At 73.5% G+C, this 10,805-nt stretch carries 10 protein-coding genes and 1 riboswitch; of the genes, 5 read left to right on the plus strand and 5 right to left on the minus strand.

The window, feature by feature from the left end; all coding sequences use genetic code 11:
• Positions 1 to 279 (plus strand): GNAT family N-acetyltransferase (locus PROKR_RS09845; RefSeq protein ID WP_157602000.1); only part of this gene is annotated, 279 nt, incomplete at its 5' end.
• Between the two features lie 21 nt (positions 280 to 300).
• Here PROKR_RS09845 and PROKR_RS09850 read toward each other — a convergent pair.
• Positions 301 to 1,047: an MBL fold metallo-hydrolase gene (locus tag PROKR_RS09850; RefSeq protein WP_245605778.1), complete on the minus strand. Its 747-nt coding sequence runs from the start codon at positions 1,045 to 1,047 to the stop codon at positions 301 to 303.
• 151 nt (positions 1,048 to 1,198) lie between these two features.
• On the opposite strand from PROKR_RS09850, the gene PROKR_RS09855 reads away from it, so the two are divergent.
• On the plus strand, positions 1,199 to 3,676 hold the full coding sequence (locus PROKR_RS09855) for a glycoside hydrolase family 3 N-terminal domain-containing protein (RefSeq protein WP_036962640.1): 2,478 nt from the start codon (positions 1,199 to 1,201) through the stop codon (positions 3,674 to 3,676).
• A gap of 59 nt (positions 3,677 to 3,735) precedes the next feature.
• On the opposite strand, the gene PROKR_RS09860 is transcribed toward PROKR_RS09855, so the two are convergent.
• Together PROKR_RS09860 and PROKR_RS09865 are read right to left on the minus strand one after the other, a co-directional pair.
• The gene (locus PROKR_RS09860; protein WP_036962642.1) at positions 3,736 to 5,004 is read right to left on the minus strand and encodes an O-succinylhomoserine sulfhydrylase; all 1,269 of its coding nucleotides are present in this window, start codon (positions 5,002 to 5,004) and stop codon (positions 3,736 to 3,738) included.
• A complete protein-coding gene (locus PROKR_RS09865; RefSeq protein WP_051432839.1) occupies positions 5,001 to 5,450 on the minus strand; it encodes a rhodanese-like domain-containing protein in 450 nt (149 codons plus the stop codon). The genes PROKR_RS09860 and PROKR_RS09865 overlap by 4 nt, the downstream gene beginning before the upstream one ends.
• A gap of 249 nt (positions 5,451 to 5,699) precedes the next feature.
• Here PROKR_RS09865 and PROKR_RS09870 point away from each other — a divergent pair, with 249 nt between their 5' ends.
• The 3 genes from PROKR_RS09870 (at position 5,700) to PROKR_RS09880 (ending at position 9,374) form a co-directional block, all read left to right on the plus strand.
• Entirely contained in the window at positions 5,700 to 6,971 is a 1,272-nt protein-coding gene (locus tag PROKR_RS09870) for an ATP-binding protein (RefSeq protein ID WP_036962644.1), read from the plus strand.
• A 5-nt stretch (positions 6,972 to 6,976) separates the two neighbouring features.
• Complete coding sequence (locus tag PROKR_RS09875) at positions 6,977 to 7,765, plus strand: phosphotransferase enzyme family protein (RefSeq protein WP_245605774.1); 789 nt, start codon at positions 6,977 to 6,979, stop codon at positions 7,763 to 7,765.
• A gap of 45 nt (positions 7,766 to 7,810) precedes the next feature.
• Positions 7,811 to 7,924: riboswitch (SAM riboswitch) on the plus strand.
• A gap of 31 nt (positions 7,925 to 7,955) precedes the next feature.
• The gene (locus tag PROKR_RS09880; protein WP_036962646.1) at positions 7,956 to 9,374 is read left to right on the plus strand and encodes an aminotransferase class V-fold PLP-dependent enzyme; all 1,419 of its coding nucleotides are present in this window, start codon (positions 7,956 to 7,958) and stop codon (positions 9,372 to 9,374) included.
• A 3-nt stretch (positions 9,375 to 9,377) separates the two neighbouring features.
• Here the strand turns inward: PROKR_RS09880 and PROKR_RS09885 are convergent, their stop codons facing one another.
• Positions 9,378 to 9,974, minus strand: a complete 597-nt coding sequence (locus tag PROKR_RS09885; protein ID WP_051432840.1) for a hypothetical protein — start codon at positions 9,972 to 9,974, stop codon at positions 9,378 to 9,380.
• Between the two features lie 145 nt (positions 9,975 to 10,119).
• On the minus strand, positions 10,120 to 10,805 hold a 686-nt coding region (locus tag PROKR_RS09890; RefSeq protein ID WP_245605775.1), incomplete at its 5' end, for an amidase family protein.

Here is a 10,805-nt window from a genome sequence, read left to right on the forward strand (position 1 = left end):
ATCGCGGCCGCCGCGGAGGCGAGCGCGTCCCGCGGGTTCGAGCTGCAGAGCGTCTTCGTGGACCCGTCGGTGCGCCGCGCGGGCGTCGCCTCGGCCCTGGTCGGGCACCTCGAGGAGGCGGCCCGAAGGCGCGGCGGCCTGGCGGCCTACCTCAACACGGGCATCCGGCAGCCCACCGCGCTGCGCCTGTACGGGAAGCTCGGCTACCGGCCGGTGCTGCCGTACCCGCCCTACGACTCGGACGACGCCCAGCTCCTGTTCCTCGGCAAGCCGCTCTGACCGTACCGCCAGGGCTCTGCCTCACGTCCGCCCGCGCAGGTAGTCCAGCTGCGCGCGGACCGACGAGCGGGCCGCCGGCAGCACCGACGGGTCGACGTCGGCGTACACCGTGCCGGTCACGGCGTCGAGGAGCGGGTCCGGGAGGGGGTCGTCGGCGTCGGGCAGCGACACTCCGAGCGCGGTGAGCGCCGCGCGCACCTGGTCCAGCCGTTCCGTCCGGTGCGCGCGGTACGCGCCCACCGTGGCACGCAGGTCCGGGAGCACCGGCCCGTGCCCGGGCAGGCCCCGCACGGGGTCGGGCAGGTCGAGCGCGCCCAGCCGGTCCAGCGAGGCCAGGTAGTCGCGCAGCGACCCGTCCGGCTCGGCGAGCACCGTGGTCCCGCGGCCCAGCACCGTGTCGCCCGTGAGCACCACGGAGGTCGCGCCGTCCGACACCACGAGGCACACCGAGTCCGCCGTGTGCCCTGGGGCGGCCAGCACCTCCACGCGGAGGTCGGCGACCTCCAGCACCTCGCCGTCGGTGAGCGGCCCGGCGCCCGCGCAGAACTCCGGGAGGACGCCTCGTGACGGCGCGCCCGTGAGCTCCCGGAACCGCGCCAGACCGCCGGTGTGGTCGGCGTGCCGGTGGGTCACCAGCACCAGGTCGACGGGTCCGGCGCCGGCCAGCGCGGCGAGGTGCGGCGCCAGGTCCGGACCCGGGTCCACGACCACGCAGCCGGGCGACCCGGGCGCGCGCAGCACGTACGACCGAGTTCCGTCCAGCGTCATAGGGCCGGGATTGTCGGCGCGCAGCACTGTCGCAAAGGGGGCAATGGGGTCCACCGAATCACCCTATCCAGGGGTCAACCTGGCTTGTGCCCTGCGGGGCCGCGGTGTGTGATCGGTAAATCACCTCCCAAAGAAGAGAGGAATACCTCAGATGTCCGCCATCTCAGGCGCGGCGCAGCACCACCGCGTCCGCAGAACACCGGCACTCATCGCCGTGGCGGCTCTCGCCGCCACGACACTGTTCGCTCTTCCCGAGACCACCAGGGCCACCACGCCCGCCGACGCCGTCGTGAGCGCGGGCCCCGTCACCTTCGTGGACGACGGCGACACCGCGACCGTCACCGTCACCGTCGAGTCGGCCGACGACGCCGCGCTCGCCGCCCCGGTCAGCGTGGGCTGGAGCACCGGCTCCGGCACGGCCACCGCCGACGCCGACTACGTGGCCGGCTCCGGAACCCTCGAGTTCCCCGCCGGGACGCCGTCCGGCACCGTCCGCACCTTGCACATCACCACCCGCGCGTCGGAAGCCGGTGAGACGGCCGAGACGGTCCCCGTGACCCTGCGGTCGCGGGACGCCGAGGTCTCGGGCCGGCCCGTCGTCGTCGTGCGGGCGCACGGCCTGCCCTACCTCGACCCGCACCTGTCCACCAAGAAGCGCGTCGCCGACCTCCTGAAGCGCATGACGCTCGCCGAGAAGGCCGGGCAGATGACCCAGGCCGAGCGCGGGAACGTGACGGGTGACCCGGCGGTCATCGCCGAGCTCGGTCTCGGTTCGGTGCTCAGCGGCGGAGGCTCGACGCCGGCCGAGAACACGCCGGAGGCGTGGGCCGACGCCGTCGACGGCTTCCAGACGCAGGCCCTCGCGACGCGGCTGCAGATCCCGCTGATCTACGGCGTCGACTCGGTGCACGGGCACGGCAACCTGGACGGCGCCACGATCCTGCCGCACAACATCGGGCTCGGTGCCACACGCGACCCGCTGCTCGTCGCACGCGCGGAGCGCATGGTCGCCACGGAGACCCGCGCGACCGGCATCCCGTGGACGTTCGCGCCGTGCGTTTGCGTGGTGCGCGACGACCGCTGGGGCCGCACCTACGAGTCGTTCGGCGAGCACCCCGCGCTCGCGAGCGTGCTCGGCGCGGCGGCCGTGGCCGGGTTCCAGGGCAAGGACCTGGAGAGCAACCGGTCGGTGCTCGCGACGGCCAAGCACTTCGTGGGCGACGGCGACACGGCCTTCGGCACCGGCGAGGGCGACTACACGATCGACCAGGGCATCACGCAGCAGAGCCGGCGCCACGTCGAGAAGGTGGACCTGCCGCCCTACGCCGCGGCGCTCAGGGCGGGCGTCGGCTCGGTCATGCCGAGCTTCTCCAGCATCGACTGGACCGACGACGGGCTCGGCAACCCGGTGAAGATGCACGCGAGCCGCGAGCTGATCACCGGGTGGCTCAAGCAGAAGCAGGGTTTCGACGGCCTCGTGATCAGCGACTGGCAGGGCATCCACCAGATTCCGCCGCTCGCCGACGACTCGCCCACCACGGGGCAGATCGTCACCAGCGTGAACGCGGGCGTCGACATGTTCATGGAGCCGTCCCAGTTCGGGCGGTTCCACACGCGGCTGGTCGCGGCGGTGCGCGACGGCCAGGTCAAGGAGGCACGGATCGACGACGCCGTGTCCCGGATCCTGACCGCCAAGTTCGAGCTGGGGCTGTTCGAGGAGCCGTTCGCCGACCGCTCGCGCGCCGACGAGATCGGGTCCGCCGAGCACCGCGCCATCGCCCGCGAGGCGGTCGCGAAGTCGCAGGTGCTGCTCAAGAACAACCGCCGCGCGCTGCCCCTGGACGAGGACGAGAGCATCTACGTCGCGGGCCGCAACGCCGACGACCTGGGCAACCAGGCCGGCGGCTGGACCGGTACCTGGCAGGGCTTCTCGGGCGACGTCACCGAGGGCACCACGATCCTGGAGGGCATCCGGGCGGCGGCCGACGACGTCACGTTCAGCGAGGACGCGTCCGCGCCGACCGACGGGGCCGACGTCGGCGTCGTCGTCGTGGGCGAGACCCCGTACGCCGAGGGGTTCGGCGACGTGGGCGGGCCCGAGTGGGCCTGGGACCCGGCCGACGGAGGGGTACCGCGCGAGGAGAAGTCGATGTTGCTGCAGCCGGGCGACGCGGCGGTCGTGGACAAGGTCTGCGCCGAGATCCCGACCTGCGTGGTCCTCGTGGTGTCGGGGCGGCCGCAGGTGCTCACCGACCGGCTGGGCTCGATCGACGCGCTGGTCGCGTCGTGGCTGCCGGGCACGGAGGGTGCCGGCGTCGCGGACGTGCTGTTCGGCGACCGGAAGTTCACGGGCAGGCTGCCGGTCTCGTGGCCGCGGTCGGCCGACGACCCGGTGGTCAACGTGGGCGACCGGGACTACGACCCGCTCTTCCCGTTCGGCTGGGGCCTGACGACCGGCGGCAGGGGCCACCACGGCGACCAGCGGGCCACGCCGCAGGCCGCCGCGCTCGACCCGGCGGACGGCGTGTCACCGGCGGCGTCGCGCGCGATCGCGACGTCGGACGTCGCCCTCCTGGAGGGCCGCACGAGCCATGCCCGAGAGATCCTCGCGGCGGCCCTGCCGAAGTAAGAGCTACGGCGAGGCAGGACCAGGGCGAGACAGAACCAGAGTTCTGTCTCGCCCTGGTTCTATCTCGTCGGCGCAGCGAGGGCCTGTTCGACGTCCTCGATGATGTCCCGCACGTCCTCCAGGCCCACCGAGAGCCGAACCGTGGTCTCCGAGATGCCGACGGCGGCCCGGCCGGTCGCGCCGAGCTTGCGGTGCGTGGTCGTGGCGGGGTGGGTGATCAGGGACTTCGCGTCGCCCAGGTTGTTCGAGATGTCGACCAGCCGCAGGGCGTCGAGGAACCGGAACGTGCGCTGCTTCGCGGCCTCGGCGTCGGACCCCTCGGGGACCGCCAGGTCGAACGTCACCACGGTGCCGCCGCCGCTCATCTGGGAGCGCGCCAGCTCGGCCTGCGGGTGTGAGTCCAGGAACGGGTACCGCACCGTACCCACCGCCGGCAGCTCCTCCAGCGCGTGCGCGACGGCGAGGGCGCTGGCCCCCTGCGCCGCGACCCGCACCGGCAGGGTCTCCAGTCCCTTGAGCAGGGTCCAGGCGTTGAACGGCGCCAGCGACGGCCCGGTGTTGCGGATGAACGTCTGCACGGGACCGGTGATGTAGTCGGTCGAGCCCAGGATCGCCCCGCCCAGCACACGCCCCTGCCCGTCGATGTGCTTGGTCGCCGAGTACACGACCACGTCGGCGCCCAGCTCCAGCGGCTGCTGCAACAGCGGGGTGGCGAACACGTTGTCGAGCACCACGACGGCCCCGGCGGCGTGTGCCAGGTCCACGACGGCACGCACGTCGACGATGTCCTGCATCGGGTTCGAGGGCGTCTCGAAGAACACCACGTCCGCGGGCGTGGACAGCGCCTCCTGCCACTGCGACAGCTCGTGCCCGTCGACGTAGTCGGTGCGCACACCCCACTTCTTGAAGATCTCCTCGAAGATCACCACGCTGGACCCGAACAGGGCCCGGGCGGCCACGATCCGCGAGCCCGACCCCACGAGCGCGGCCAGCGCCGTGAACACGGCGGACATGCCGCTCGCGGTCGCGTAGCAGGCCTCGGCGCCCTCGAGCTGGCGCAGCCGCTCCTCGAAGGTGTGCACGGTCGGGTTGCCGTAGCGCGAGTAGACGAACCGGTCGACGTCGCCCGTGAAGGCGGCCTCGGCCTCGGCCGCGTTGTCGTAGACGTAGCCCTGCGTGAGGAACAGCGCCTCGCTGGTCTCCTGGAACTCGCTGCGCTGGTGCCCGCCGCGCACGGCGAGCGTCGCGGGGCGCACCCCGGCCGGCAGCGGTTTGCGGCCGGAGCCGCCGGGGTTCGCGTCCGCCGGGAACGCACCGGTGACGGTCACGCGGGACCCGCCGTCCAGGGCAGCCCGACGACCTTCCAGCCCTGCTGGTCACGGACGCCGTCGGCCCCGGGCGCACCCTCGAAGCCGTCCAGCACGTTGTACGCCGGCGCGATGCCCGACGCCGTGGCGAGCCGCGCCGCCGCGATCGAGCGCTGGCCGGAGCGGCACAGGAAGACGATGGGGCCGTCGGTCACACCGGCCGCCCGGAGCTCCTCCAGGAACCGCGGGTTCGGCACACCGCCGGCCTGCACCCACTCGCTGAACACGGGCTGCTTCTCGAGCGTCGCCGTGTCGGGGGTGCCGATCGTGCGCCACTCGCCCTGGGTGCGGACGTCCACGAGGACGGCGGACGGGTCGCCGGCCAGCAGCTCCCAGGCCTGCTCGGGCGTGATGTCGCCGGCGTAGCCGTCGGCGGGCCGGACGTCGATGCGCGCGGGGTCGCTCATGATGCTCCTCCATCGGTCGTGGCGGTAGCACCCTCGGCCGTCCTCCGCTGCTGCGGGGAACGCTGGGTTGCTGCGGCGTCGTCGTGCCACGTCACTCGGCCGCTCGGGATGGTCGCCGCCAACCCTACGACATGTGTCCGGTGGGTGGAACAGCGTCTCGACAGGCAACCAGCTGTCCCATGCCGTAAAGTTTGATCCTGACTTCCTGTAAAGTTTAAGTCCGGCGATCTGTAAAGTACGAGGCTCGCGATGACCTACGCCCCCAGGGCGATCGACCCCCGTCTCGTCGAGATGCTCGCGGGGCTGCCGGCCGTCGCCGTCGAGGGGCCGAAGGCGGTCGGCAAGACGATGACCGCCGCCCGCCTCGCCCGGACGATCATCCGGCTGGACCGCGCGGACGAGGCAGAGCTCCTGGCGATCGATCCGGGGAGGTTGGGCCGGGAGCCAGCGCCGGTCCTCGTCGACGAGTGGCAGCTCATGCCACAGTCCTGGGATCTCGTCCGCCGGGCGGTCGACGACGGGGCGGGTGCCGGTTCGTTCCTCCTGACCGGCTCCGCCACGCCGCGGGCGACGACCCACTCGGGCGCCGGCCGCATCGTCCGGGTCCGCATGCGGCCGATGTCGTTCGCCGAGCGACAGATCCAGTCCCCCACGGTCTCGTTCGCCGGGCTGCTCGCTGACGGCCCTGCCGAGATCGGCGGGCGGACCGAGGTGGTGCTGGAGGAGTACGCCGAGGAGATCGTCCGTTCTGGATTTCCCGCCATCCGGGGCCTGGAGGGCGTGCATCGCCGCGATGCGCTCGAGAGCTACCTGACGCGGATCGTCGAGCACGACTTCAGCGAGCTCGGTCACGTCGTCCGTCGTCCCCGGGTGCTCGAGGCCTGGCTGACCGCTTACGCGGCGGTGACGGGAACCACGGCGACGTACGAGACGATCCTCGACGCGGCGACCCAGGGGATCGGCGACAAACCGACCCGTCCGACGACGGCGGCCTACCGCGACACGCTGGAACGACTGTGGATCCTGGACGAGGTGCCGGCCTGGGTCGGGAGCCGGAACCGCCTCGCGTCGCTCACCCAGGCCTCGAAGCACTTCCTGGCCGATCCCGCGCTCGCGGCACGGCTCCTGGGTGTCGGGGCCGGTGCGCTGATCGACAAGCCGCAGCCCGGAAAGATCGTGGCCCGGGACGGCACTCTCCTCGGGGCCCTGTTCGAGCATCTCGTGGCCCTCAGCGTCCGCGTCCACGCGGAGGTCGAGCGTGCGCGCGTCCTGCACCTGCGGACCAAGGGTGGCGAGCACGAGGTCGACCTCATCGTGGAGCGCGACGACGGGAAGGTGCTGGCGATCGAGATCAAGCTGAACAGGGTGCCGACCGACAGGGACGTGCGGCACCTGCGCTGGCTGAAGGAGAAGCTGGGCGACGACCTGCTCGACGCCGTCGTGGTCACCACCGGGCCGCTCGCCTACCGCCGGCCGCAGGACGGGATCGCCGTGGTCCCGCTCGCGCTGCTGGGACCATGACGACCATGACGCCGATGCCCGGGAACGAGGAACCGCTGACCGGCGGGGACATGTCCGAGGTCGTGCGCGCGGGGGACACCGTGCGGCGGTCCGCCGGGCCGTGGACGCCCACGGTCCACGCGTACCTGCGCCAGGTCCGGGACCGCGGCGTCACGGAGGTGCCGGAGCCGTTCGGGCTCGACGAGCGGGGGCGCGAGATCGTCTCGTTCCTCCCGGGCGACGTCCCGGGCTGGCCGGCCCCGGAGTGGCTCTGGTCCGAGGAGAACCTGCGCGACGCCGGGCGCCTCCTGCGCCGGCTCCACGACGCGTCCGTCGGCATCGACCTGCCGGGTGCCGTCTGGCAGCTACCCGCTCGCGAGCCGGCCGAGGTGATCTGCCACAACGACGCCGCGCCGTACAACATGGTGTTCCGCGCGGGTCGGCTCGCCGGTCTCATCGACGTGGACACGGCCTCACCCGGCCCCCGGTTGTGGGACCTGGCCTACACCGCGTACCGCCTGGCCCCGTTCGCGGCGGACGCGTTCGCCGGGGTGTCCTACGACGTCGGCCACCTGGATCCGCTGGCCCGGTTGGACGCGCTGGTCGACGCGTACGGGGCCAGCTGGTCGCGCGCGGAGGTGCTCGGGACGATGGCAGAGCGCCTGACGGACCTCGCCGCGTTCAGCGAGGCCAGGGCCGACGACGGCGGGCCGGCGGAGCTGCGCGCGCACGCCGCGATGTACCGCTCGGACGCGGCCCGCGTCGCCGCTCTCGCGGCCCGATCGGCTCGCCCAGCAGGTGGGACCAGCATCTGAGACATGCGTTGACAGGACTTTTGCCCGCAGCACAGGATGGCCGCAGGTCATGAGCGCCAGCGTCAAGCCCCGGCTCGCTGGCCGGCAACCCTCCCTCCGCGGTGGGGTGCCCCGGGTGACGACCAGGCCGCGCGCACCCGCGCGCGGCAAGCGCGGGGGAACCTCCCCCAGGACTGTGCTGGAGGACGCCATGTCTGCTCCCACCATCAGCCGTGCCACCGCGGTGACCGACCTCGCCCCGCTGCGGCCCGTGGTCGGCGGCGGCACGCTCGTCCCGCTCGTGGACGGCACCCAGGTCTCGTACGCGAACCTCGACGTCGCCGCGTCGGCCCCGGCTCTGCAGGCTGTCGCCGACCGCGTCACCCAGGTGCTGCCGCTGTACGCCAGCGTGCACCGCGGCGCCGGCTACCTCTCGCAGGTGAGCACGGCGCTGTACGAGACCGCCCGCCGCACCATCGGCGCGTTCGTCGGCGCCCGCGAGGACGACCTGACGATCATCACGCGGAACACCACCGACTCCCTGAACCTCCTGGCGGGCTGCGTCCCCGCGCAGCCCGACGGCGAGCCCGGCCGCGTGCTGGTGCTCGACGTGGAGCACCACGCGAACCTGCTGCCCTGGCAGCGCACCACCGGCGCGACCGTGCTGACCGGCGGCGCCACCGTGGCCGCGACCGTCGCCCAGATCCGGGAGGAGCTGGCTGACGCCGCCGCGGACCGCCCGTTCGCTCTCCTGGCCCTGACCGGCGCCTCGAACGTGACCGGGGAGTCGCTCCCGATCGCCGAGATCGTCGCCGTCGCCCACGAGTTCGGCACGCGGGTGGTGCTCGACGGTGCCCAGCTCGTGCCGCACCGCCGCATCTCGCTGGAGTCGACCGGCGTCGACTACCTCGCCTTCTCCGGGCACAAGACCTACGCCCCGTTCGGCGCGGGCGTGTTGGTGGGCCGTCGCGACTGGCTCGACGCGGGCACGCCGTACCTCGCGGGCGGCGGCGCCGTCCGCCGCGTGCGGGTGGGCGGCACGGAGTGGCACGACGGTCCCGCCCGTCACGAGGCCGGTTCGCCCAACGTGATCGGTGCGGTCGCCCTCGCCGCGGCGTGCGAGGAGCTCGCCGCGCTGGACCCGGCCGACGTCGTCGCGCACGAGAACGCCCTCCGGCAGCGGCTCGTGTCCGGCCTGGAGGCCATCGACCGCGTCGAGGTCGTGCGGGTCTGGGCCGACGCCGTCGACCCCGTGGGTGTCGTGACCTTCACCGTGACCGGGTACGACCCGGGCCTCGTCGCCGCGTACCTGTCCGCGGAGCACGGCATCGGCGTGCGGGACGGGCGCTTCTGCGCGCACCCGCTGCTCGGCCGCCTCGGATTTGACGCCGGCGCGGTGCGTGCCTCGGTCGGCGTCGGCACCGCCGGCGAGGAGATCGAGCGGCTGATCGCCGCCGTCGGCAGCCTGGTGGCCGACGGCCCGCAGGCCGGGTACGACGTCGTCGACGGGCTGTGGGTCGTGACCGACGACCCGCGTCCCGTGCCCGAGGGCTCGGGCCTGGCAGGCCTGCTCGCGACGGCCGCGCTCGGCTTCGACGAGGCGTTCGGCTGCCTCCCGGACGAGGACTGACGACTACAGCGCCAGCGCCACGCAGATGCCGCCCATCGTGAGGTCGAGGCCGATGCACCACAGCGCGAGCGAGCGGTTGACCACCACGTCGCGCCGGTAGTGCAGCACGTCCCACCCTGCGTGCGCGGCGAGGGCGAGGCCCGCGAGGGCCAGCCCGACGCGCGGCTCCAGGAACAGGGCGACGGCGGCAACGCCGAAGAAGCCGGCCATCGCGGCGGCCTGCGGCCAGGTCGCACTGCGGCCTCGGGCCAGCCCGACGCCGGTGAGCACGAGGCCCACCAGTACGAACGCGATCCAGCGGGGCGTGTCCAGCAGCTCGGACGTGACCGGGATCGCGGACGCCAGCAGCGCGACCAGCCACGCCGTCCAGCGCACTCCGGTCACCGCGGCGGCCAGGTAGCAGAGTGCCGCGACGCCGACGGCGGTGGTCGGGTCCTCGGCGACGGCGTCCTGCCAGGTGCCGCCGGCGATCGCCGTCCCGCCCACCAGCAGGCCGAAGCCGGTCAGCGCGCCGAGCACGACCCAGCCGGTGTTGGTGGGCCAGGTCCCGGTCCAGCGGCTGCGCCGTGCCGGGGCGGCCGCCTCGAAGGTCTCGGTCATGGTCCCGGTCTCCTCGTGTCCTCGTGCGCAGATACCCGCTAGGGGTACCGAAGCACGGGCCCTGGCGGGGCGGAACCTCATTCGGCCACGGCCGAACCCCGTGTCAGACGTACAGGCCCCAATGGTGACCTGTACGTCTGACAGGTCAGAGCGGGAAGGCGCGCCGGCCCGGGAGGGCCGACTCCAGCTGGGCCGCCAGCGCCAGCAGCGTGAGCTCGCCGCCCGGCCGGCCGATGAGCTGCACCCCCATCGGCAGCCCGGCGGGCGCGTCGGCCGTCGGCTCGGTCCAGTAGGTCGGCACGGTGATCGCGGGCAGCCCGGCCACGTTCAGCATCGACGTCCACGGCGTGTACTGGCACTGCTGCTCGAAGTTCCGCTCGGGGTCCTCCGCGTCGTACCAGCCGATCGGCCGCGGCGTCAGCGCGAGGGCCGGGGTCATGACGGCGTCGTACGCGCTGACCTGCGCGACGAGCGAGCGCTCGAACCCGGTGAGGGTGCGCACCGCCTCGGCGAGCTGTCGCGCGGGGACGGTGCGGCCCGTGCGGATGAGCCACTGCGTCAGCGGCTCCAGCCTGTCCAGGGTCGCCGGGTCGTCGATCGGCACCGCCGACGCCCCGCCCATCCACAGGGTCCGGAACGCCGGCCCGTACTCCGGGGCCTCGGCCAGCGCGGTCTCGTCGATCTCGTGCCCGGCCCCGGCCAGGGCACGCACCCCGGCGTCCAGCGCGGCGCGCGCCTCGGGCGACACGACGATGTCGTAGAACCCGTCCCAGGCCGACGACGTGGTCATGCCGATCCGTGCGACACCCGCGCCGGCCGCGCCGGCGTCCG

Source organism: Promicromonospora kroppenstedtii DSM 19349 (assembly GCF_000515355.1).
Classification (GTDB): domain Bacteria; phylum Actinomycetota; class Actinomycetes; order Actinomycetales; family Cellulomonadaceae; genus Promicromonospora; species Promicromonospora kroppenstedtii.